Annotated in this window: 25 protein-coding genes; 1 reads left to right on the plus strand and 24 read right to left on the minus strand. The window is 48.6% G+C overall.

Annotation, left to right across the window (positions count from 1 at the left end; all coding sequences use genetic code 11):
* Positions 1 to 6 precede the first annotated feature (6 nt).
* The 14 genes from trpE to mtrB form a co-directional block, all read right to left on the minus strand.
* Positions 7 to 1,557, minus strand: coding sequence for an anthranilate synthase component I (trpE, locus tag NST83_RS14220; protein WP_342414683.1), 1,551 nt, complete (start codon positions 1,555 to 1,557; stop codon positions 7 to 9).
* 372 nt (positions 1,558 to 1,929) lie between these two features.
* Entirely contained in the window at positions 1,930 to 2,304 is a 375-nt protein-coding gene (gene aroH / locus NST83_RS14225; protein WP_044646769.1) for a chorismate mutase, read from the minus strand.
* A gap of 2 nt (positions 2,305 to 2,306) precedes the next feature.
* Positions 2,307 to 3,401, minus strand: coding sequence for a 3-dehydroquinate synthase (gene aroB / locus NST83_RS14230; protein WP_137063874.1), 1,095 nt, complete (start codon positions 3,399 to 3,401; stop codon positions 2,307 to 2,309).
* Position 3,402: 1 nt separating this feature from the next.
* Positions 3,403 to 4,572, minus strand: a complete 1,170-nt coding sequence (aroC, locus tag NST83_RS14235; protein ID WP_342414684.1) for a chorismate synthase — start codon at positions 4,570 to 4,572, stop codon at positions 3,403 to 3,405.
* Between the two features lie 227 nt (positions 4,573 to 4,799).
* Complete coding sequence (locus NST83_RS14240; RefSeq protein ID WP_342414685.1) at positions 4,800 to 5,600, minus strand: protein-glutamate O-methyltransferase CheR; 801 nt, start codon at positions 5,598 to 5,600, stop codon at positions 4,800 to 4,802.
* Positions 5,601 to 5,630: 30 nt separating this feature from the next.
* Positions 5,631 to 6,074 (minus strand): nucleoside-diphosphate kinase, encoded by a 444-nt coding sequence (gene ndk, locus NST83_RS14245; RefSeq protein ID WP_025682239.1) that lies wholly within the window; start codon positions 6,072 to 6,074, stop codon positions 5,631 to 5,633.
* Between the two features lie 110 nt (positions 6,075 to 6,184).
* On the minus strand, positions 6,185 to 7,159 hold the full coding sequence (locus NST83_RS14250) for a polyprenyl synthetase family protein (protein WP_137063461.1): 975 nt from the start codon (positions 7,157 to 7,159) through the stop codon (positions 6,185 to 6,187).
* Positions 7,156 to 8,022, minus strand: a complete 867-nt coding sequence (locus NST83_RS14255; protein WP_342414686.1) for a menaquinone biosynthesis protein — start codon at positions 8,020 to 8,022, stop codon at positions 7,156 to 7,158. Before NST83_RS14255 ends, NST83_RS14250 begins: the two co-directional genes overlap by 4 nt.
* Positions 7,979 to 8,641, minus strand: coding sequence for a flavin prenyltransferase UbiX (locus NST83_RS14260; RefSeq protein WP_342414687.1), 663 nt, complete (start codon positions 8,639 to 8,641; stop codon positions 7,979 to 7,981). Before NST83_RS14260 ends, NST83_RS14255 begins: the two co-directional genes overlap by 44 nt.
* A complete protein-coding gene (locus tag NST83_RS14265) occupies positions 8,638 to 9,513 on the minus strand; it encodes a UbiA-like polyprenyltransferase (RefSeq protein ID WP_137063464.1) in 876 nt (291 codons plus the stop codon). The genes NST83_RS14260 and NST83_RS14265 overlap by 4 nt, the downstream gene beginning before the upstream one ends.
* Positions 9,506 to 10,234, minus strand: coding sequence for a demethylmenaquinone methyltransferase (locus NST83_RS14270; RefSeq protein WP_342414688.1), 729 nt, complete (start codon positions 10,232 to 10,234; stop codon positions 9,506 to 9,508). Before NST83_RS14270 ends, NST83_RS14265 begins: the two co-directional genes overlap by 8 nt.
* Before the next feature lie 9 nt (positions 10,235 to 10,243).
* The gene (locus NST83_RS14275) at positions 10,244 to 11,113 is read right to left on the minus strand and encodes a heptaprenyl diphosphate synthase component 1 (protein ID WP_137063466.1); all 870 of its coding nucleotides are present in this window, start codon (positions 11,111 to 11,113) and stop codon (positions 10,244 to 10,246) included.
* 116 nt (positions 11,114 to 11,229) lie between these two features.
* Positions 11,230 to 11,781 carry a hypothetical protein gene (locus NST83_RS14280; protein ID WP_137063467.1) on the minus strand — a complete coding sequence of 184 codons (552 nt, stop codon included), beginning with the start codon at positions 11,779 to 11,781 and terminating at the stop codon, positions 11,230 to 11,232.
* Positions 11,782 to 11,878: 97 nt separating this feature from the next.
* The gene (gene mtrB / locus NST83_RS14285; protein WP_342414689.1) at positions 11,879 to 12,109 is read right to left on the minus strand and encodes a trp RNA-binding attenuation protein MtrB; all 231 of its coding nucleotides are present in this window, start codon (positions 12,107 to 12,109) and stop codon (positions 11,879 to 11,881) included.
* A gap of 156 nt (positions 12,110 to 12,265) precedes the next feature.
* Here mtrB and NST83_RS14290 point away from each other — a divergent pair, with 156 nt between their 5' ends.
* A complete protein-coding gene (locus NST83_RS14290) occupies positions 12,266 to 12,439 on the plus strand; it encodes a hypothetical protein (protein ID WP_342414690.1) in 174 nt (57 codons plus the stop codon).
* A 70-nt stretch (positions 12,440 to 12,509) separates the two neighbouring features.
* Here the strand turns inward: NST83_RS14290 and NST83_RS14295 are convergent, their stop codons facing one another.
* The 10 genes from NST83_RS14295 to plsY all read right to left on the minus strand — a co-directional run bounded on the left by NST83_RS14295 (position 12,510) and on the right by plsY (position 22,192).
* Positions 12,510 to 12,782 (minus strand): HU family DNA-binding protein, encoded by a 273-nt coding sequence (locus tag NST83_RS14295; RefSeq protein WP_137063469.1) that lies wholly within the window; start codon positions 12,780 to 12,782, stop codon positions 12,510 to 12,512.
* A 257-nt stretch (positions 12,783 to 13,039) separates the two neighbouring features.
* Positions 13,040 to 14,026 (minus strand): ABC transporter permease, encoded by a 987-nt coding sequence (locus tag NST83_RS14300; protein ID WP_342414691.1) that lies wholly within the window; start codon positions 14,024 to 14,026, stop codon positions 13,040 to 13,042.
* Positions 14,023 to 15,540: a sugar ABC transporter ATP-binding protein gene (locus tag NST83_RS14305; RefSeq protein ID WP_342414692.1), complete on the minus strand. Its 1,518-nt coding sequence runs from the start codon at positions 15,538 to 15,540 to the stop codon at positions 14,023 to 14,025. The genes NST83_RS14300 and NST83_RS14305 overlap by 4 nt, the downstream gene beginning before the upstream one ends.
* A 67-nt stretch (positions 15,541 to 15,607) precedes the next feature.
* Positions 15,608 to 16,711: a sugar ABC transporter substrate-binding protein gene (locus NST83_RS14310; protein ID WP_342414693.1), complete on the minus strand. Its 1,104-nt coding sequence runs from the start codon at positions 16,709 to 16,711 to the stop codon at positions 15,608 to 15,610.
* 211 nt (positions 16,712 to 16,922) lie between these two features.
* Positions 16,923 to 18,401 carry a stage IV sporulation protein A gene (spoIVA, locus tag NST83_RS14315; protein WP_137063472.1) on the minus strand — a complete coding sequence of 493 codons (1,479 nt, stop codon included), beginning with the start codon at positions 18,399 to 18,401 and terminating at the stop codon, positions 16,923 to 16,925.
* A 486-nt stretch (positions 18,402 to 18,887) separates the two neighbouring features.
* On the minus strand, positions 18,888 to 19,238 hold the full coding sequence (locus tag NST83_RS14320) for a 2Fe-2S iron-sulfur cluster-binding protein (RefSeq protein ID WP_044646787.1): 351 nt from the start codon (positions 19,236 to 19,238) through the stop codon (positions 18,888 to 18,890).
* 52 nt (positions 19,239 to 19,290) lie between these two features.
* Positions 19,291 to 19,917 carry a hypothetical protein gene (locus NST83_RS14325; RefSeq protein ID WP_342417961.1) on the minus strand — a complete coding sequence of 209 codons (627 nt, stop codon included), beginning with the start codon at positions 19,915 to 19,917 and terminating at the stop codon, positions 19,291 to 19,293.
* Positions 19,918 to 20,103: 186 nt separating this feature from the next.
* Positions 20,104 to 20,379, minus strand: coding sequence for a stage VI sporulation protein F (locus NST83_RS14330; RefSeq protein WP_342414694.1), 276 nt, complete (start codon positions 20,377 to 20,379; stop codon positions 20,104 to 20,106).
* Between the two features lie 171 nt (positions 20,380 to 20,550).
* Positions 20,551 to 21,591, minus strand: a complete 1,041-nt coding sequence (locus NST83_RS14335) for an NAD(P)H-dependent glycerol-3-phosphate dehydrogenase (RefSeq protein ID WP_342414695.1) — start codon at positions 21,589 to 21,591, stop codon at positions 20,551 to 20,553.
* Positions 21,584 to 22,192 (minus strand): glycerol-3-phosphate 1-O-acyltransferase PlsY, encoded by a 609-nt coding sequence (plsY, locus tag NST83_RS14340; protein WP_342414696.1) that lies wholly within the window; start codon positions 22,190 to 22,192, stop codon positions 21,584 to 21,586. The genes NST83_RS14335 and plsY overlap by 8 nt, the downstream gene beginning before the upstream one ends.
* Positions 22,193 to 22,200 lie beyond the last annotated feature (8 nt).

Raw genomic sequence — 22,200 nt, forward strand, 5'->3', positions numbered from 1 at the left:
TGTATGTTACGGAGTGTACAAATAATCCTGGTTGATGACGCTGTTGTATGGCTGTACCGTCGCCGGGAACATCGCTTCAGCCGTGCGGATCGCTTTCAGCATCGCCTTGGCCTTGTTCACCGTTTCCTGATACTCGCTTTCCGGAACCGAGTCCCACACAATCCCTGCACCCGCCTGAACATAAGCCCGGTTCTTTTTAAACACAATCGTACGAATCGTGATACAAGCATCCATATTGCCCGAGAAGCCCAGGTATCCGATGGCTCCTGCATAAGGCCCACGCGCTTCCCGCTCCAGCTCGGCAATAATCTCCATCGCCCTCAGCTTCGGAGCCCCTGATACTGTACCAGCGGGCAAGCAGGACAGGAAAGCATCGAAGAAATCTTTATCCTCCCGTAGCTCACCCGATACATTGGATACAATGTGCATCACGTGGGAATAGCGTTCAATTTCCATAAACGTATCGCATTTGACCGTACCGAACTGAGATACACGTCCCAGATCATTTCTTCCCAAATCAACCAGCATCAGATGCTCGGCACGTTCTTTTTCATCCTTCAGCAGCTCTTCAGCGAGCGCTATATCTTCTGCTTCTGTCACTCCACGAGGCCTCGTTCCGGCAATAGGGCGAGTTTCCACCTGACCGTTTTCCACCTTGACAAGTGCCTCCGGCGAAGTGCCCACGATGATCTCGTCATCCATTTTCAAATAATACATATAAGGAGACGGGTTCATCGTGCGCAACACGCGGTATACCTGTAAAGGAGATGCATCTGTGTCAATGTGAAAGCGCTGGGACAGCACGACCTGAAAAATATCACCTGAGCGAATATATTCCTTCGCCTGCTCCACGTTTGAAATAAACTGCTCCTTCGTTACATTCGACTGAATCTCACCCAACTCCACATCGTCAGGAATAGAGGCTGCTCCCATCGTCTCTGGAGGTGTCTGCTTACGCAGGTACTGCGCTGTCGCCTCCAGCTTGCGCTCCACCTCGGCATAAGCAGCACGGATGTCCTCATCGTTGAAGCCTTCTCCTACATGAACATTGCCCACCAGCAAAATTTGCTGCTTCACATGATCAAAAACGATAACTTGATCGCAGAACATAAAACGAATATCATCCATATTCAAATCATCTACTGCATGCTCTGGCAGTTTTTCATAGTACTGCAGCAGATCATATCCAAAAAATCCGATAGCCCCGCCTGTAAATGGAGGCATTTCTTTCAGCTTCGGGCTACGGTACTTTCGAAGCAACGCCTTGAGCGCTTCAAGCGGCTTGTCGTTTAATATTTGTCGCTTACCATGCTGCTCCAGGACCAAACGGCCTTTTTTGCCGGAAACCATTAGGAACGGGTCCGTTCCGATGAATGAATGTCGCGCCCACTGCTCGCCTCCTTCTACACTCTCCAGCAGAAAGGCCCGGTCCCGCTCAGCGTACCGACGGAAAATCCGAATCGGCGTCTCCATATCGGCCAGCACTTTTTTGTACACAGGAATCAGGTTAAATTCATTCGCCATCGTTATCACTTGCTCCACATGCGGCGTTAACATGAGATCACTTCCTTTCCAAATTGGCGCAGAACCCAAAGGAGAGAATATAAAAAGCCTCCACCGGAAGGTAGAGGCTGTCAGTTATTGAAATTATAAGAATGCTACCATATGCAAAATGACTACAACAAATATACAAAGTATACACTCATCCCTTTGTATAACCTGGGTTACTTCAAATAAGCCTCTTCGCCTAGGAAGGTTCTCCGTGGACAAAAGCTTACCCGCTACCGCCGGTCTCTGTAATCAATCATATGGAATTGGCTCAACTGCACTCTTCTCATCTCAGCTCTGGCTAACTCTACTCAACTCTGCTACACACACTATATCTCATACGATGTTACTTTGGCAACCATCAACTTTAAAAACAGGCGATTACTTCCCTTGGGATGCCAAATCCGGTCTCAGTGCCTGCGCTCCGTTCAAATATACATGTTTGATTTCTCGCTGTGTTTTAACCGTATTCACCTGTACCATCAAACGGATGCATTTCGGCAAGCTGCCCTCTACGGGAATTTCTAACGAACACATAAGCGGAACCATATCCCAGCCGTCAAGCTGGCGGATCGCCTTTGCCGGGAAAGTAGCATTCAGATCATGGGTCACCGTAATCCATACGTTGCTAATATCCTCCGGCTGAATTCCATTGTAGGACACAATTTCCTCTAATAGCAGGCATGTGGCTTCCAAAATTTCGTTTTCTTCATTGTTCGCTACGGTTGTCGCCCCACGAATTCCACGATTGTACATCGTTACGCCTCCTCTTTTAGCTGTTCAATTACTTGTCGGATGTAAGAGACGGAAATATCCTTCACTACCTCCACACGCCCGATGCTGCGTGGGACGACAAAAGTAATACTGCCTTCCTTAAACTTTTTGTCATGCATCATCGCATCCAGCAGACGATCTGTTTCAAGATGAGCGGGAAGAGAAGTCGGTAAACGAAGCGAAGCCAGCATATCCCTCGTTTCTGTAACCAAAGAAGGATCTGCCCCCAGCTTCACACCCAGAAGTGCAGAGCCGACCATACCAATAGAAATCGCTTCCCCGTGTAAAAACTCGCCATACCCCGCAATCGCCTCTATCGCATGACCAATGGTGTGACCGAGGTTTAGAATAGCGCGTAAATCGTTTTCACGTTCATCGCGCGACACCACTTCGGCTTTCACAGAACAGCCCTTCTCCAGCCCATACTCCAGGGCTACCGCGTCCAAAGCCAGCAAATCAGCCGCATGATCGCGGCACCACTGGGCAAAATCAGCATCCCAGATCAAACCATGCTTGATCATTTCAGCCAGCCCGGCAGATACCTCACGCGGAGGCAATGTAGACAACGTATCCACGTCATACAATACCAATTCCGGCTGATGGAAGGCCCCAATCATATTTTTTGCCAAAGGATGATTGATGCCGACCTTGCCTCCCACGCTACTGTCATGCGCAAGGATTGTAGTTGGAATCTGTACGAACTTGACACCTCTCATAAAAGAAGCTGCTACAAATCCTGCCAAATCGCCCACTACACCACCACCAAGTGCGATAACGGCTGAATTGCGGTCCAAACCGCCCTCGATAGCTGCTGTAATCACCTGCTCATACACAGCAAGCGATTTGGACTTTTCACCCGGCTTGACGACAAAGGATACCGTCTTGTAGCCCGATTCCTGAAGATTACTCTCCAGTGTCGCCAAGTAAAATGTCGCTGTATGTTCGTCAGAAACAATCAACAATGGACTTTTTTGCGCAATTTCTCGTTCCTTCAAAAGCTCTCCGGCCCGATGCAGCAGTCCACGCCCGATATGAATGGGATAGGAACGTTCTCCAAGTTGTACCGTCAGCGTACTCATCTTAGTACCGTTCCAGTTGCTCTTCGTAGGATTCAATGTTCGCACGGATCTCTTCAATCGAATCCCCGCCGAATTTTTCAAGCAAAGCCTTGGCAATCTCCCAAGCTACGACATGCTCCATAACTACGCTTGCCGCTGGTACCGCACACGCATCCGAACGCTCAACCTGAGCGGTGAACGCTTCCTTCGTATCAATATCCACGCTTTGCAGCGGCTTGTACAGTGTCGGGATCGGCTTCATCACGCCACGAACCACGACAGGCATTCCATTTGTCATACCACCCTCGAAACCGCCCAAACGATTGGTACGGCGGTGATATCCACGTTCGTCATCATGCAGGATCTCATCATGCACCTGCGAACCGCGCAGCTCTCCAGCTTCAAAGCCGATACCGATTTCCACGCCTTTGAACGCATTAATGGACATGACTCCTTGGGCAATGCGTGCATCCAGCTTCCGATCATACTGAACATGACTGCCCAGACCGATTGGAACACCTTCCACGATACATTCCACTACGCCACCAACCGAATCGCCTTCTTGCTTGATTTGATCAATGTAGGCTTCCATTTTCTTTTCGGTTTCCGAATCGGTTACTCTCACTGAAGAAGCTTCTGTCACGGCAATCAGCTCGTCAATCGGCAACTCACGGTAAGGTGCCTCGATTTCTCCAATGCGGATAACCTGCCCAGCCACCTTGATTCCGAACTCTGCCAGCAATTGACGGGCCAAACCGCCGCATGCGACACGAATCGCCGTTTCACGGGCACTGGAACGTTCCAGCACATTGCGTAGATCCTTTAGATTGTATTTCAGTCCGCCGTTCAGATCTGCATGACCCGGACGCGGACGGTGAACCCGGCGCTTTTCCTCGTCACTGCCTTCGATGGGCTCAATATTCATAATGTTCTGCCAATGCTTCCAATCGTTGTTTTCCACAATCAGGGCAATCGGCGCACCTGTAGTATACCCGTGACGAACGCCTCCGGCAATGTTAGCCGTATCCTTTTCAATCTGCATACGCCGCCCCCGTCCATACCCTTTCTGACGACGGTGTAGCTGAAAATTCAATTCTTCAAAATCCAATTTTAAATTGCTCGGCATGCCCTCTACAATCGCAGTAAGCTGGGGACCATGCGTTTCCCCCGCGGTTAAGTAACGTAAACTCATGACGCGTTCCCCCTTTAAACTGTTAAACTGTGCATCGCTAAAATCTCTAACTGTGCTTCATTATAGTATACGCACCTTTCTTTGACAAGAAAAGCCACGGTGTTCAGATAAAGAAAAAACACGTCCTTTGGTCAAAGCCAAGGGACGTGTTTTTCTGATAAGCCAACAGCCAACGTACTCGTTGTTAGGCACAACTGGCTACAAAACAATGGACTATATGTCCAGGCTTATGCTTTTTTACGATAAAAAAAGGTTTCCGTTGATTCCAGACCATATTGGTTTGGAGAAAAAATTTGCTCTGTACTGCCAACAAACAGCACACCGCCAGCACGAAGGCTGGCTGCAAACTTCTGGTACAGCTTATGCTTGGCCTCTTCCGTAAAATAAATCATGACATTACGGCAAATAATGAGATCATAGCCGTCCTCAAACCGATCCAGAAGCAAATTTTGCTTTTGAAATTTCACAGCCTGCTTCAAACGGTCATCAATTCGATACATCGCACCATCCGGCTTGAAATACTTACTGGCTACCTGTTCAGGCACATCCTTGAGCGAGCGCTCCAAATATCTGCCTTCCTTGGCTTTAGCCAGTGCGCCGTCATCAATGTCAGAAGCTGTAATGGAGCAATTACCCAAAATCCCCTTGCCATCCAGCACCATAGCCAAGCTGTACGGCTCCTCGCCAGTCGAGCAAGCCGCACTCCACAGCTTGAGCTTCTGCTTACCTGCAAGTAGCTGTGGCAAAATCGTATCCCGCAACACTTCCCACCGATTGGGATTACGCCAAAACTCTGAAACATTGATCGTCATCCGATCCAGAAATTCATAGAACAAAGGCTTTTCTTTCATCATGGCATCATAAAAAGAAACAAAACTGGGAAACCCGTTTTTGTTGCGAAGCGTTGTTAACCGCCTTTTCATCTGTGCTTCCTTGTATTGTGCAAGATCAATACCTGTGCTGTCCTTGATTTTGCGGATAAACGCTGTGTAATCGGGGTCCGTCTGACCCAGTTCCATATCCGTCATGCTACCATCCTTCTTCATTCGAAATTAAACTTACACCCAGGTCGCCACACTTTTTTCATACCGAACGCTTTCCTCCGGCGTGAAAAAATTCGCAATCTCGCGCTCCGCGCTCTCCGGTGAATCTGAACCGTGAATGAGGTTAAACGGTGTATGTGCAGCAAAGTCCCCCCGAATCGTGCCAGGAAGAGCCTCTGTCACTTGTGTTTTACCAATTAGCAGGCGGGACAGGGTAACGATGTTATCCCCTTCCCACACCATGGCGAATACAGGTCCAGAAGTGATAAAGCCTACAAGCTCTTCAAAAAAGGGCTTGCCCACATGCTCCGCATAATGCCGTTCCGCCTGTTCTCTAGATACCTGCACAAGCTTACCAGCCGTCATTTTGAAGCCCTTGTCTTCCAGACGACTAATAATACGTCCAATTAGTCCACGTTGTACTCCATCCGGTTTAACCATCAAAAACGTACGATCCATCGGCTCACTCCCAATCCAATCTAATGTATTTATACAGTACTAAACTGTATTGTAACAGAAAGCTTGGAAACGGTTAAAGTATTTTGTCACAACAAACCCAAAACACAACTTTAGTAGGAGCGACGGGTCACAAAATGAGCAATATCGAGCAGCGTCTTTTTCGTTTTGACATCTGGCAGTAAGTCCAGCGCGTGTAGCGCTTTTTTAATATATCGGTCGGCGAGAATTTCCGCTTTAGCGATTCCTTCACTTTTTTTAATCATATCCACCGCTTTGCGAGCATCTCCCTGCCCGTCCCCAGCCTGAATACGACCGATTTCAGCCAATAGATCGTCACGCAGCTCAGGCTGTCCAAGCGCATAAATAACCGGAAGCGTAATATTCCCCTGCCTCATATCACTGCCCGGCGGCTTGCCAATCTTTTTTTCCGTGCCACACAGATCTAGCAAATCATCCTGAATTTGAAAAGCCATACCCACATTGTAGCCGTAGGAATACAAGAGAGAATTTACTCTTTCCCCCGCATCCGCAGCCATAGCTCCCAATTGGCAGCTGACCGCAATCAACAATGCCGTTTTACGTCGTATGCGAAGCAAATAATTACGCACACTCTGATCCACATTAAAAAAGTCTCGGATTTGTTCCATTTCACCGATGGACATTTGCACCAGCGCCTTGGACAGCACCCGATGAATGTCCGGATTCGGCAGTCCTGCGACTATCGAAAGTGCACGCGCATATATGTAATCTCCGGTGTACATGGCCACCCGATTGTCCCATTTGGACTTCACGGTTGGCTGACCGCGCCTCATCTCCGCATCGTCAATCACATCATCATGAACGAGGGAAGCAGAATGAATCAGTTCCAGCGGTACCGCTATGCGTTTGAGCTTGTCCAGATCGTATTCCCCAAATTTGCCTCCCAGCAGTACAAATACCGGCCGCAAACGCTTGCCTCCCGCTTTGAGCAGATGAAGCGACGTATCATTAATCAACGGCTCCGTGCTGTCTATGCTTCGGTACAGCTCTTCTTCTATAAAGTTCATATCCTTTTTCAACAAACCGAACAAATCCAATCGTTTCATTCTTTCACCCGTGTCAGCGTATTGTCACTCCAGAGAAGCGGCTTCACTCGTCGGTCAAGCAGCCCCAGTTCATGCGCATACTGAAAATATAGCTCTAAACCCTTTTGTTCCTTCTCTCCAAAATCATAACACAGATTAGTAAAGTAGCGCTCCCAATAATCCCGCAGGCCTCCAATTTCCTTGCAGGCTTCAGAAATAACAGACGTCAGATCAGACAGGCTGCACTGCTTGCTTGCACGAAATGCATTCGCTACTTCAGTTACCGCATCAGGATTCTGTGCAGCAAAAGCACGGCGTACTGCCCATACGGCAAAAGTCATACTGTAACCCGTCCAACATTTCCACTCTTCTCCGAGGTCCGTAACGTACAGACCATCACGCCGCCAGGATGCCTTGATCGCATGATCTCCAATCAACAGCCCCGCATCCGCCTGCTCTAGCATCAGGTCCAAATCCGGCTCGCAGTCGAAATAGGAAGGTTGTCCTTCCCACGCCTTCTGCATCAAAATTTTCAACAAATTCACGGATGTTGCAGACGTATTCGTCAACGCAATCGTTCCGTTTTTAATTTCATCCAACGGCTTGCGTGAGAACAGCAAAATGGATTGCACTGGACCGTCTGCGCTGACAGACAGATCCGGCAACAGCAGCATATCCTCGGCACCGGATGCATAAGCAAAGGAGGACATCGCGCTGATGTCCAAATCTCCTTTCAGCATGCTTCGGTTCAATTCAGCCGGGACTCTAGAAACCAGCTCCGCCGGATGGAGAAGCTGTGAAGGATTAAAATAATGAAAAATGGGCCAAGCATTTGTATATTTAATTTTTCCGATTGTGATTGTCTTGGTGTCCGGTGTCGGCATCGGAGTCCCCCCATCTCGTAAACAGTTGATGTTCAATACGCAAGCTGTCCAATACTTTGCCTACGAGGAACAACACCATATCATCCAGCGTCTTCGGATGAAAGTAAAAAGCCGGCATAGCAGGAATCATTTTGACCCCAAGCCTTGCAAGCTTAAGCATATTTTCCAAATGAATGGCATGCAGCGGCGTCTCACGAGGCACCAGAATGAGCGGTCGGCCTTCCTTCATCATCACGTCTGCTGCACGCGCCATGAGATTATCGGACGAGCCGTGCGCCACTGCGGACAACGTACCCATTGAGCAAGGCATGATAACCATCGCATCCACCAGATAGGAGCCGCTCGCAATTGAGGCGCCAATATCCGTGAATGGATGGTATACAAGAGAACCGGGACGGCTTCCGAATTTGTCATTCAGCGCCCTCTCCCGGTCAGTCACGTTCCAGCCTAATTCCTCTTTCAGTACCCGCCAGCCGGCGTTGGAAACAATCAGGTGAACTGTATATTGCAAATCAAGTAGTGTCTCTACCAGTCGTACCCCATAAATGCTTCCGCTCGCGCCTGTAATGCCAATAACGATTCGTTTGCCTTGATGGTTGCTCACCTGATTATGATTCATAAGTATTGACGCACCACCAAATCAACCAGTGTAAAAGCAAATACGACCATGCTTAGTACACCGTTCATCGTAAAGAACGCCGTCTGCACACGACTCAGGTCCTTCGGAGATACGATATAGTGCTCATAGAATAAGATAATGTACGAAATAATCATGCCCGCCAGATACCACCAGCTTAAATCTGTAATAAAGAATAGAACAATAAATCCAATCGCCGTAATGACATGGAATGCTCGGGCGATGTTGAGCGCACCTGCTACACCAAAACGGGCAGGAATGGAATAAACGCCCTCATTCTGGTCAAAATCAATATCCTGACAAGCATAAATAATATCAAATCCAGCCGTCCAAAATGCAATCGTGAGATATAACACGATTGCAGTTAAATCTATTTGCCCCGTCACTGCAACCCACGCGCCCAGCGGCGCCAATCCAATGGTCAGACCCAGTACGAAGTGGCAAAGCCAGGTAAAACGCTTGGTGTAAGAGTAAAAAACGAGCATAAAAAAGGCCAGCGGGAACAGCTTGAACGCCAGCGGACTTAGCTTGAATGATGCCCAGAACAACAGCACCAGACTGACGATGATGAAAATGACCACTTCGCTCGACTTGAGCAGCCCCGCCGGGATGGCACGTCCTGCCGTACGTGGATTTTTCGCATCTATAACACGGTCGATCATGCGATTGAAGCCGAAAGCCGCGCTACGTGCGCCAACCATAGCCAGCAAGATCCATCCGATCTGCGACCACGAAGGAAGCGTGTCCATCACAACAACTGACCCCAATACAGCCCCCATAAATGCAAATGGGAGCGCAAATAACGTATGTTCAATTTTAATCATTTCCAAAAAAATAGCAATTTTCTTAAACATGCTGACTCTCCTTGATTCCAATATGCAATGCCGCAATGCCTCCAGTAAGTGAATGAGCCTGTACATCCTTTAATCCGACTTCGCGGAAGATGCCTGACAGCTCATCCCTTCCCGGAAAAAGCGCCAACGAATCAGGGAGCCATTTGTATTGCTCATAACGTTTGGCGAACAATTTGCCGAGCATGGGCAAGATGTGTTGAAAATATGCGTAGTAAATTCCCTTGAACGGCTGCCATGTAGGCTTGGACAGCTCCAGACATACAACCTGCCCGCCCGGTTTGACGACCCGCTGCATTTCCTGCAACACGCGGCGCAGATCAGGCACATTGCGCAGACCAAAGCCAATTGTTGCGTAGTCAAAAGAATTGGCTTCAAAAGGCAGCTCCATCGCGTTGCCCCGAACAAGCTTGATCTGGTTTTCACGAGCTTCCGACGCAATCTTGCGCTCGCCTACATTTAGCATGTTCTGGCTAAAATCCAGCCCTACGATGTGACCACTTTCACTTGCACGCGCCATCGCGAGCGTCCAGTCACACGTACCACAGCAAAGGTCGATTGCCGTATCCCCGTGGTCCATGTTCATTTTTTTCATCGTAAATTTACGCCAAGCCTTATGTCTGCGAAAGCTCAGTATATCGTTCATCAAGTCGTATTTACCTGCAATGCTTTCAAACACGCCATGAACGAATTGCTCTTTCGGCTTGGTGTCACTTGATCCCATGACGTTCACCTAACCTTCCCTCACAACCGGGTGTGGACTATTCAGCAGCTTCAGGAAAGGCTCCAGCATGCGTTCGAATCCCTCAATCCCCGTATTTCGATCATCTGACAGGATCTGCCGGATGTGTGTAACAGCTATGCGGAGCTTGTCCAGTATTGTGGCCTCGGCTTTGTACTTCAGAATAAGCTCTCGCCATGCATCAGCGTCTGGACTGTTCTCTGACAATAGTTCCCGTTCATTTGGGTCACCATTACCATAAACATGCCAGAACATATATCCGAATCGGGACTTATCCGGTACTGCACGCTTGTCCCATTCCTCTGCCAGTGTATCACAGAGCGCAAATTCGTTGAGAAGCTGTTCCCAAACTTCCCGATCCTGTTCTGCCACAAGTGAAGTAAAGGATAAAAAAAGCTCCTTTTTAAAACGAACCATCTGAGTTAAATACTGTGCCGCGTTCAGACGAAAATGCTTCATTTCCCAGTACAGACTCATTTTCCCCGCATTTACTTCACATACAGCATCACTCAGCTTCGAAATGGCCGTAATGCTGCCTGCCAATGCAAGCAACTGATAAAAGCGGCTGCTAAAATAGTCCCCGGCTAACACTTTCAGCTGTCTGGAACGCATTTCCTCCGAGCTCCGTGTTCCCGACAGAGTATCAATCATATCATGCGTATCCAGCCCCATCTGCACGAGTGAGGTAACCAGTGCGTACAGTTCATCCTCGCTTGCATGCAGCTCCTGCGCATTCCGGTTCAAAAACATAAACAACAGACGGGTACGGCTGTCAGGAAAAGCTGGCATTTCCGTATGTTGTTGAATCATGTCATATTCCACATATTTCCTTGCTAATTGGGGTACGCGATACAGTTTCATCCTAAGCCTCCGAGCCATGACTTTCTGGTGTACTCAAATAATTGCAATGCCTTATATTATATCACAATTTAAAATGATTAGCGACTAAAGTACTGTAGGTCCAACAACAGAAATACCTAATCTGTGTATACACCGTTAAACCTGCTTTGCCACATTGGAGTTACCGTAATACGGAAGCGGGTTTTCAGTTCCTCCGGCAAGTCCGCGCCTTCCCTGCTTCTCAGCTGATCCAGCGTTTCACTCGTCCACTCGTTCCGGCGTATATCGGATGCCAGCAACAAGTGACGTTCTCCTGACCATTCATCCTGGGTCACTACCCGAAGCAGTAATTGCCGTACATTCGTCGTTCCATAAAAACTAAAGGCGGCAATCTCCGCCATATTTTGATAGATTTCAAGCGGAGCGGTTTCTTCCTTGGACAGCTTTACATCCAGGGTCAGGACTGAATTTTCCCAGCTTACGCGGGCAATCGGTGTCGTCAAAGGAAGCTCATTCAGCGTATCCACCAGATTGTCATCGGTCAGCAGCACCCGCTGCTGCGAAGACACCGTCGCCTGTGTCTCACGAACAGCAGCGGTTCCAGAATCCAGCGCCTGTAAGGATGGCAGCAGTATAGCAGCCGCAGTGGTTATGAGAATCGAGCCGCTTAGCACAATCCAAGGTTTCATTCAGAGCCTCCCCTGACCCCTACCCTGTTATGGGTTTGCTACGGTAAAGGTCCTCACTCTCATTGTACAACAAAAAAAAGCAGGCTATGCCTGCATTTTAGTCCTCCGTATCCATGACTCCGTGTTTGGTCATCACAACAGCCTTGCCACGAATTTTAATCGCAGAGGTATGATCGGTAAATTGGACGATCAGCACCTCACCCTTGTCCAATTTTTCTGAATGATGCAGGCGTGTATCCTGACCTCTTGTCAAACCAAAAACCTGACATCCGTTGCTTTTTGCTTTAATCACAACGTACTCACTACTACCCGTCACGTTATCTTCCATATCCATTTCCCTCCTGAGAGCCGAAGCTATACTTTTTATGATGGAGATTCAAGCTTGTTTTGTCAACCACATGCTTTCGGTGCTAACTGCAACAGTTACCGCGTTCCGAGCCATACTATCCGTGCAGCCCATCTGCTAACGAAAGGAGCGAATCGGATGAAAAACTATCGTCCCGCTAATCTGAGTCCTGCCCAAGTAGAGCGGCTTCAACAGCTTGAGCATGAATTTACCGAGCTGGCGGGTGAACCGCTGGTGCTGATCGCCTATGCTTCATGCAACGACAGAATCGCTTCCTCTGCTTCATCCCGCATTACATCTGCTACGGAATAACATAACAAAAAGAAAAGGCCGTGAATCAAATTCACGGTCTTTTCAGCGCAATGGGAATATGTAAGAAATCTTATTTAATTCCGTCCTTGAGCGCTTTCCCCGGTTTAAATGCCGGAATTTTGCTCGCAGGGATTTCGATTTCTTCTCCTGTTTGCGGGTTACGTCCTTTACGTGCAGAACGTTCACGAACCTCAAAGTTCCCGAAGCCTACCAGTTGCACCTTGTCTCCGCTTTGCAGCGCTCCGGAGATCGCTTCGAATACAGCGTCAACGGCTTTAGTCACGTCTTTTTTGGACAATTCAGTGCTTTCGGAAACCTGATTGATCAAATCGGTTTTATTCATAATATTCACCTCCCAGTTCAAGTGTAGTCCAGCATTAAGGTTATCGGTGTTGTACAACCGATATGAAGTCGCCTGTATAAAATAACCCGGGCGGCATATGCCTTCCATAATGTTATCATCTGTTTCCGTTTCGCCGTTAAATATACATAGAATATACCTAACCTCCGCAATATAGAGACAATATCGCCGAAACTGGCGTTTTATGGCACCCTTCTTGCGTGGAACAAGGTTTATAGTAATACAGTCCACAGACAATTTCAAGTACGGCGACGGTTTAGCACATAAAAAGTGACAGCCAGCGCGAGCACCAGTACAATTCCTTTGACAATATCATGAGCAAAATACTGCACATTCATCATCGTCAGACCGTTCACTAATACCCCGATCAAAACGGCACCAATAAACGTACCAATGACATTCGGCTTACCCGCTCCAAAGACCGAAAATCCTACAAAAACGGCGGCTACCGCCTCCATTAGCAAGGGAGATCCTGCATCAATTTGGCCTGATCCTACTCGCGAGGCATACAAAATACCAGCAATGGCCGCAAATACGCCTGAAGCGACGTAAGCCAGTGTGCGAACTTTTTTTATCCGTATGCCTGACAGACGAGCTGCTTCCTCATTTCCTCCGGTCACATACATTTGACGCCCATGCTTTGTGTAGGTTAAGAAAATATGCACTGCCGCTACCGCTAGCAGCAGCAAAATAACCGAAATCGGGATGCCTAGCCATTTGCCTTGTCCCAAAATAAGAAAAGCAGGAGATATTTCCCCTGGCGCCTTGCTGCCATCAGGAAACTGCATATGATTATAGATGGTGTAGCCTTGAGCGTACGTTTTATGAATCCCGCTTACAATATACATCATCGCAAGGGTTGCCAGCAAATCGGGAATACGAAGCTTAACGATCAACAATGAGTTGAATAGTCCCACCACCGCACCAACAACCAAAGATACAATAATGACCACCGCAACAGGCTGTTCATACCAGACCATCAACGAAGCTGAAACAATAGTGGTCAGAGACACCGTAGCTCCCACCGAAAGATCAAAACCGTCCACGATGAGAGACAACGTCACACCAATTGCGACGAAAGTCACAATCGCAATTGAGCCAAGAATGTCCATCAAATTATCATACGTCCAGAAATAGGGCAATGTGGCTGAAAAAAACGCCAGCACTCCCATAATTACGACTACAGCCCCATAACGAAAGGAGATGTTTAACCATTTTTCCTTCATGAATGCACCTCTTCACCGCCGCTGGCATACAACAGAAGCTGTTCCTGCTCCACTTCGCCCCGCGTAAATTCCTTTATTATTTTTCCGTCATACATCACCGCAATCCGATCACCAATACCGATGCCCTCAGCAAATTCACAAGTTAGATAGATGACCGCTTTTCCCTGGGCCGCCAGTTCACCAATGATACGGAAAATATCACTTTTCGCCCCGATATCCACACCCTTGGTCGGCTCGTCAAAAACAAACACATCTGCCCCGGAATGCAGCCATTTTCCTATCGCAACCTTTTGCTGATTCCCGCCACTCAAATATTTAACATTCTGGCGCAGAGATGGCGTCTTAATGCCAAGGGAAGCAACGACTTCGTTACCGTTCGTACGTTCTTTGCGCCGACTGATAAAACCAAGAACACTTAACTTGCCCAACAGCGGAAGACTAAGGTTTCGTTCTACCGTCTCTTCGATCAATACACCCTGCTTACGCCGTTCCTCAGGTATGGACACAATCCCCTGAGCTATCGCATCCGCAGGCTCTCTCAGACGAATGGAGCGGCCTTTGAAGACCAGTTCCCCCTTATCGGGCTTATCCGCGCCTGTAAGAAGCCGGGACAGCTCCGTTTTGCCCGCACCGACCAAACCTACGATCGACAAGATTTCCCCGCGTCTGACCTGCAAATCGACACCGTGAACCCGTAATCCCTTGTGAAGCCCTTTGGCTACGAGCACCGTTTCACCGATAGGAGCATCCGTTTTTGGGAATTCCTCCTCAAATGTTTTACCAAGCATATGCGTAACGATGTCGCCCACACTCAGATCAACAGATGGACCTGTGAACACTCGCTCCCCATCACGCATCACTGTAACACGGTCGCTGTGTGCGATGACCTCCGGCAATCGGTGGGTAATAAGAATACATGCAACGCCCTCTGACTTAAGCGTATGGATCGTGCGGAACAAGCGCCGCGTTTCTTCTTCACTGAGTGGCGCTGTAGGCTCATCGAAGATGATCGTATTCGCTTGCTGTGTCAAAATACGTGCAATAAGCACAAGCTGCTTTTCTGCCAACGTCAACTCAGATACGTATTGTCTTACGTCAATATCGGCCTCCAGCCGTTCCAACGCCTCGCGCGCACGTTTGCGCATGGAACCCGGCGCAGCCCACCAGCGTCCTTCAGGTGCAGACAAATCATCCAGGACAATGTTCTCCGCAACGCTGAGCTGCGGCACAAGCGCTGAATCGACCTCCTGATAGACACAGTGAATCCCGGCTCTCTTCGCCTCCCATGGCGAACCAATGCTCAGTTCCTTGCCTCCTGCAACAATGCTCCCCTGATCGGAACGATACGCGCCGGATAAAATTTTCATCAGTGTACTTTTACCTGCTCCGTTTGCGCCCAGCAGAGCGTGAATTTCGCCGCCATGCACCGTAAAATCCACGGACCGTAGCGCATCCACACCAGCAAACTGTTTGCTGATTTTCTTCATTTCCAGTGTATACACTTGTGAACTCATGGTACCTCCCTCACGCCTGCTTATGATAAAGGCGCGCCGAAGCGCGCCTTGTGCTTTATCTTAAAGTTTATTTGGCCGTTTCATATTCTTTCATCCAATCCTTGTAGCCTTGCTCGCTTTGGCCCCATCCCTTTACATATTGAGACAGCTCGGAGGTGGAGATTTGCTTATCTGGCAATGCTTCACGCTGCACGTATACCGCCTTCAGTACCACTTGCTCCTCCGGTTTATCTCCGTGCAGCTTCTGGTATGCATAGCGCACTTGTACGCGTCCGATATCTGTCGGATCTACAGCCGCTGAAGCCACCCAAGAATTTTTCGGGTCCTGAATCATTTGCAAATCCTCGTCGCTCATATCAATGCCGTAGACTTTAATTTCCGTGCGTCCAGCCTGTTGGATGGCGCGTGCTGCACCTTTGGCAAATTCATCCCAGGCAGCCCAGACCGCTGTAATTTGACCCTTAGGATATTGTTTCAACACAGCTTCCATTTTGGCTTGTGTGTCCAAAGCCGGATTCTGAGCTGAGCCAAAAGTTGCAATTTCTTTAATATCCGGATTGGCTTTTAAGAACTTATCGTAAGCAACCTGACGACGCTCCATCGGTGCAAACCCAGCAACCCACACTTTTACAATGTTACCTTTGCCGCCGATATCCTTTTTCATTTGCTCCAGCGTCAGCTCGGCCATGCTTTGGTCATCCTGTGAAAGCACGACAGCCCCTGGAACGTTGACCGCAGCATCGAAGACGATAACCGGGATATTGCGGGAAACCGCTTTTTTCAATCCTGTTTCCAGTAACGCATCACCATGGTCTGTCAAAATGACATCAAACTGCTGGTTAATCGCGCTATCAAGCAAGGAGGCCATTTTTGCCTTGTCGTTGTCTGCTACAAACTTGGTCAGCGTGCCTCCAAATTTCTTAACTTCCTCTTCCACGCCCTGAACATACTGCTGAGAGAACGTGCCTGTGTTAAACTCCATAATTAACGCAACTCGTTTGCCTTTTAAATTTAAGCTGTCTGTTTTGGTATCCGTCGTGTTCGATCCCGTACTGCTTGTCCCTTGACCGCCGCTCTCTGTTTTCGGCGCACCACATGCAGTGACCAGCAAAACCAGCACCAGCAGCATCATAGCTCCTAGTCCTAGCTTCTTGTTTTTTTGGATATTCATGTTTCGTTTCCCCCTCGTTCATTCAACAAAATGATTCAAATTTGATACTTAATATATCGCGTTAAACCAAGTATGTAAATAGGTTTTATAAATATAAAAATATTTTCTGAGCTTTTATGACAAATTGCGACAAGTCCACATTAAAAAAATAACACAAAGAGCGGATAGCTCTCTGCGTTATTTTTCTTACACGATTTTCATTTACTTTCACTTAAAGAATGATGGCAATCAGACCGCCTGAGCCTTCGTTAATAATGCGGCCCAGCGTTTCCTGAAGCTTGTAGCGTGCATTGTCTGGCATCATGGCGATCTTGCCCTGAATGCCTTCACGCACAATGGAATGCAACGAGCGTCCGAAAATGTCCGATTCCCAAATTTTGATCGGGTCATTTTCAAAATCCTGCATCAGATAGCGCACAAGCTCCTCGCTTTGCTTCTCTGTTCCGATAATCGGAGCAAATTCCGATTCCACATCGACACGAATCATGTGAATGGAAGGCGCTGTGGCCTTGAGCCGCACACCAAATCTCGTGCCCTGACGAATTAGCTGCGGTTCATCCAGCGCCATCTCAGCCAGCGACGGAGCAGCAATACCGTATCCGGTCGTCTTGACCATTTCCAATGCCTCGGCGAAGCGGTCATATTCCCGTTTGGCATGGGCAAAATCCTGCATCATTTGCAGCAGATGATCCTTGCCACGAATCTCTACCCCGACCACCTCGACCAAAATCTGATCGTACAGCTCATCCGGTGCGAACAGATCAATCTCCGCCACACCCTGCCCCATATTCATCCCGCTTAGACCGGCCCTGTCAATGAATTCATACTCCATAAACTGGCCGACCACTCGGTCTACATCACGCAGGCGTCGAATGTCTTTTACCGTATCGCGGACGGAATTCTCATAATTGCTGCGCAGCCAGTGATCTTCATTCAGTACCATAACCCAGCTCGGCAGGTTCACATTCACCTCATGCACTGGGAATTCATATAATACTTCACGAAGCACGCCTGTAACATCATCTTCTGTCATCGTTGCTGCACTGAGTGTCATGACAGGAATATCATACTTGGCTGCCAACTCACTGCGAAGTTGAAGTGTTTCATCGCTGCGCGGATGCGTGGAATTGATGACCAGCACAAACGGCTTGCCTACCTCTTTCAACTCCTCAATGACTCGCTCCTCCGACTCTACATAAGAGCTACGCGGAATTTCCGCAATCGTGCCGTCTGTCGTGACGACAACACCGAGCGTCGAATGCTCCTGAATGACCTTGCGCGTGCCAATCTCCGCCGCTTCCTGAAACGGAATCGGTTCTTCAAACCATGGCGTGGAGATCATCCGTGGACCATTTTCATCCTCGTAGCCCTTCGCACCCTCTACTGCGTATCCTACACAGTCGACCAGACGGACATTCACATCCAGTCCTTCCGTTACTTTGATCTGGACAGCATTATTCGGTACGAATTTAGGCTCCGTCGTCATGATCGTTTTCCCAGCCGCACTTTGTGGCAGCTCATCTACGGCGCGGGCACGGTCCGCCTCACTTGTAATGTTCGGCAGAACAATCGTCTCCATAAACCGCTTGATAAAAGTTGATTTACCTGTTCGGACTGCGCCGACGACCCCAAGATAAATATCTCCTCCGGTGCGTTCGGCAATGTCTTTAAAAATGTCCACTTTCTCCAATGAAATCCCCTCCTCAAAAGTCTCCGAAGGAAAAATGCTTAATGAGCATCCGCTTCGTGTTCAACCAACTGCTTGATCCCAGATGCGGCAGAACAGCCTTTAAAATGCCCGGAAGTCGTCCGCCGCCGAGGTTCAGGAGACTGATGGAATCGGCGAAACGGCGTAAACTCGTACATGCATTTGGACTGATACCATCATATGTATCCCCTCCGTAAAATATGTTCAGTTTTTTAAAAAAATAGAGTACGTCACAGAGATCACTGCAAAACGATATTTTACGTTTGGGTCCACTCACCTAATATATGCGTGGTGGGGTTCCCCCATGACTTCGATGCTAGATTTATAATAAAAAAAGGATGTCTCTCTGACTTTCTAAGCCAACTCGCCCCCATATTAAGAACACTTTTTTGAGCGTTCACTTTAGGGGTATAAGTTTCATAGTCGTCGGATAACATCCTTTGTTTCTTATTCATTTGAGCTTAAGTTTTACCACAGTTCGTCTTCCTGTGCCTGACGCTCAAGCTGTCGCCGCACAGCCGCCTTAAGCTTATCCTCAGGTATCATCACCTCAACATTACTCTGGGCGCGAGCCTGACATGACAAGCGGATGCCTTCATCCAGCAGAGGTCCCAGCTTGCGGCGCTCTGCATCACTTGGCTGGCCTGCGTGTACAGCCCATTCCTGTGAAATATGCACCTTGCACATGAGACAGGCCGCTTTTCCATCACAACGGGTTGGAATATACACGTTCGCTTTACGTGCAGCCTGGAGCAATGTCGTGCCTTGACCGACCTGTACGCGCCTGCCTGACGGCTTAAACGTAATATGCACATCCATGAACGGCCCTCCATTCTTTTAGCGACTACGAACCTGCCAATTACAGCCTCATTCAGCTTCTGGAATGCAACCCGGGCCAAGGCAAAAGCTCTTGCAGCTTAGCCAGTTGGTCATCTGTCCAAATGTTGCTGATCAGCAGTTGATTCAGTACCGCGATATGTCGCTGCGGATCACGCTTCATGGCGTCTGCTATCGCCTCATATCGGTCAGGTCGATTTCGTAATAGATTAAATAGCAACTCATGACTGAGTGGCATCAGACGCAGTGAAGAACGCCCCAGGTCAAGCCGGATTCCAGCCACCCATAGCAGCCGCTCGACCTCCAAACGATATAAAGCTCCATCGCACAGCACCTCGAAACCACCCACAAGCTCAACTGGAAATCCCTCCAGCTCATAGTGGCTCAGTAATGAAACGTACGAACCACTACGATCCACCTGCTGTTGGTCGATCATTATACCCGGTGCATTCGCATGAAGCTGCTTCGCCGCGTGAATATCTGCATAAATATCAATATCTCGGGGCAGTCGTTCCAGCTCAACCTCCTGCACAAGCAACGAACAGCTTCCTCCCAGCATCCACGGAACAGCATTAGATGCCCAGCCGTCCGCCAAGCTGCTCAGCGCAGCCGTTAGCTCCTGAGGCAGCTTGTTCAATCGCACCGAAGGTATAGCCTCCATCACATGGTTTCCTCCCTTTCCATCCATCATCCCGTTTCCAGTTGGGCACCATTATAACATGTTATGGTTGGTAGTTCGACATTTTATGCATAAGAGAGCAGATGAAAATCTGCTGGAATATATAAAAAAACCGTGAACCTGTCCGGTTCACGGAGAATAGAACCAGCCGGTAAACGGCCGGAATTTTTATTTTTTCATCATCATTTTCATCAACGATTCCATATTGGAAGGACTCATTCCGCTCTTTTTGACGGCACCGACAATATCCCTTACTGTATCTTCCGACACCGGAATGTTGGCCATCGCAGATACCTGCTTTATCAACTGACGCAACTGTGCTTCACTTTGAAGCGTGTCCGCTTTAACGGTGCTTGCCAGCTTTTTCACCGCATTTTCAGATATGTTTTTTCCGCCTTTTTTGTTAATGGCCTTCAACGCATCTTTCGGAAAGTTTCTACTCACATTCTCCCCTCCTCCGCCATTGCTCAACTCAGTGTATGAACGGTGAAAGCCAAAGGTGATTAAGCTTACAAAAGACATGCCATACGCCTAACTGAAAAAGGCTGTCTCAACCTGTAGATAAAATCTACTTGCGAGACAGCCTTTTGTATGTTTTTATGTGTAGCTAAACCTTTATGAATGCCATTGTTCCCATGTTTGCAGAGGCATGACTTCCATTTCGGTTTTCGGGTCGCGCCCCATGAGCGCCTCGACGGCCTTGCGGACGTCACGTCCTTCAAATAGTACCCCGTACAGCACTTCCGTAATAGGCATCTGAACACCCAGCTTTTGCGAGATCGCATAGGCTGCTTTTGTCGTCCGAATGCCTTCTACCACCATACCCATGGATTCTAGCACATCATCAAGCTTTTGCCCCTGCCCAAGCATTGAGCCTGCACGCCAATTACGGCTGTGACGGCTCGTTGCGGTAACGACCAGATCGCCAATGCCTGCAAGCCCGGCAAAGGTCAACGGATTGGCTCCCATTTCTACTCCGGCACGAGTAATCTCTGCCAACCCACGGGTTAGCAAAGCCGCTTTTGCATTATCCCCGAAGCCTAATCCGTCCGACATACCCGCACCCAGAGCGATAATGTTCTTCAATGCTCCCGACAACTCCACACCTAACAAATCCCGGTTCGTATACACACGGAAATAGGAGTTCATAAACAGCTCCTGTGCAGCCTGTGCTGCCTTCTCATTAGACGAGGCTACGACAACCGTCGTAGGACATTTTCGCACCACTTCTTCCGCATGGCTCGGACCGGACAGCACGGCAATATCACCCTCCGCAACTTCCAGCTCTTCTGAAATCACCGTGGACATACGTTTGAGTGTTTCCGTTTCAAAGCCTTTAATGGCATGGACAATCAGCATATCCTTGCTAAAGAATGCTTTCAAACTACGCGCCACCTGACGCGCAGCAGCGGAAGGAGCTACGATTACGACTGCTTTAGAACCGGACACCGCAACTTCCATATCGGTTGTAGCCATAATCCGTTCAGACAGGATGGAGCCAGGTAAATAGCGTTCATTCGTATGCTTCTTATTGATTTCAGCAGCTTGCTGTTCGTTTCTCGTCCAGACAGAGACATTGTTGTTATTGGCCGCAAGGACGGAAGCCAGAGCCGTTCCCCAACTGCCCGCGACCAGCACAGCTATTTTCTCAGACAAGACGATCTCCTCCTTTGGAGCCAAGCTTGTTTTCTTTCCCCCGTACCAGTTTGGCAATGTTGGTACGATGTCTCCACACAGCAAACACACAAATAACCAGAGCCGTCCAGAAGAACTGCCATTCATAACCAAGTACCAGCAATATCCAAGGGGTCAAAATGACAAAAATCAGCGATCCAAGGGATACATAGCGCGTAATTACGATTGCGAGAATCGCAATAATTCCAGCATACAATGCCGGAAGTAAGGCAATCGAGACCAATACACCAATGGCGGTAGCAATACCTTTTCCACCGCGAAAGTGAAAATATACCGGCCAGTTATGGCCTGCAATGGCCGCAATGCCACACAAACCCGGTAACCAGAGTGAATTTCCGCCAAGCCAGTGCCCAATCAGCACCGCAATAATCCCTTTAAGTACGTCCAGCAGCAGTACCAGTATGGCAGGGCCTTTACCAAGCACACGCAGCGTATTCGTCGCGCCGGCATTGCCGCTTCCATGCTGGCGAATGTCGATTCCTTTTAATTTTCCATACAGCAGACTGAAGCTGACAGAGCCAAGCAAGTAACTGAGTACGATGGCAACGATCTGTAAAATCAACCTATTCG

It is taken from the genome of Paenibacillus sp. FSL R10-2782 (assembly GCF_038592985.1).
GTDB lineage: Bacteria > Bacillota > Bacilli > Paenibacillales > Paenibacillaceae > Paenibacillus > Paenibacillus terrae_C.

Bases quoted from the DNA above. Each gene is read 5' to 3' on its own strand.
- trpE (WP_342414683.1), bottom strand. From the start codon at position 1,557: ATGTTAACGCCGCATGTGGAGCAAGTGATAACGATGGCGAATGAATTT.
- aroH (WP_044646769.1), bottom strand. From the start codon at position 2,304: ATGTACAATCGTGGAATTCGTGGGGCGACAACCGTAGCGAACAATGAA.
- aroB (WP_137063874.1), bottom strand. From the start codon at position 3,401: ATGAGTACGCTGACGGTACAACTTGGAGAACGTTCCTATCCCATTCAT.
- aroC (WP_342414684.1), bottom strand. From the start codon at position 4,572: ATGAGTTTACGTTACTTAACCGCGGGGGAAACGCATGGTCCCCAGCTT.
- NST83_RS14240 (WP_342414685.1), bottom strand. From the start codon at position 5,600: ATGACGGATATGGAACTGGGTCAGACGGACCCCGATTACACAGCGTTT.
- ndk (WP_025682239.1), bottom strand. From the start codon at position 6,074: ATGGATCGTACGTTTTTGATGGTTAAACCGGATGGAGTACAACGTGGA.
- NST83_RS14250 (WP_137063461.1), bottom strand. From the start codon at position 7,159: ATGAAACGATTGGATTTGTTCGGTTTGTTGAAAAAGGATATGAACTTT.
- NST83_RS14255 (WP_342414686.1), bottom strand. From the start codon at position 8,022: ATGCCGACACCGGACACCAAGACAATCACAATCGGAAAAATTAAATAT.
- NST83_RS14260 (WP_342414687.1), bottom strand. From the start codon at position 8,641: ATGAATCATAATCAGGTGAGCAACCATCAAGGCAAACGAATCGTTATT.
- NST83_RS14265 (WP_137063464.1), bottom strand. From the start codon at position 9,513: ATGTTTAAGAAAATTGCTATTTTTTTGGAAATGATTAAAATTGAACAT.
- NST83_RS14270 (WP_342414688.1), bottom strand. From the start codon at position 10,234: ATGGGATCAAGTGACACCAAGCCGAAAGAGCAATTCGTTCATGGCGTG.
- NST83_RS14275 (WP_137063466.1), bottom strand. From the start codon at position 11,113: ATGAAACTGTATCGCGTACCCCAATTAGCAAGGAAATATGTGGAATAT.
- NST83_RS14280 (WP_137063467.1), bottom strand. From the start codon at position 11,781: ATGAAACCTTGGATTGTGCTAAGCGGCTCGATTCTCATAACCACTGCG.
- mtrB (WP_342414689.1), bottom strand. From the start codon at position 12,109: ATGGAAGATAACGTGACGGGTAGTAGTGAGTACGTTGTGATTAAAGCA.
- NST83_RS14290 (WP_342414690.1), top strand. From the start codon at position 12,266: ATGAAAAACTATCGTCCCGCTAATCTGAGTCCTGCCCAAGTAGAGCGG.
- NST83_RS14295 (WP_137063469.1), bottom strand. From the start codon at position 12,782: ATGAATAAAACCGATTTGATCAATCAGGTTTCCGAAAGCACTGAATTG.
- NST83_RS14300 (WP_342414691.1), bottom strand. From the start codon at position 14,026: ATGAAGGAAAAATGGTTAAACATCTCCTTTCGTTATGGGGCTGTAGTC.
- NST83_RS14305 (WP_342414692.1), bottom strand. From the start codon at position 15,540: ATGAGTTCACAAGTGTATACACTGGAAATGAAGAAAATCAGCAAACAG.
- NST83_RS14310 (WP_342414693.1), bottom strand. From the start codon at position 16,711: ATGAATATCCAAAAAAACAAGAAGCTAGGACTAGGAGCTATGATGCTG.
- NST83_RS14320 (WP_044646787.1), bottom strand. From the start codon at position 19,238: ATGGATGTGCATATTACGTTTAAGCCGTCAGGCAGGCGCGTACAGGTC.
- NST83_RS14325 (WP_342417961.1), bottom strand. From the start codon at position 19,917: ATGGAGGCTATACCTTCGGTGCGATTGAACAAGCTGCCTCAGGAGCTA.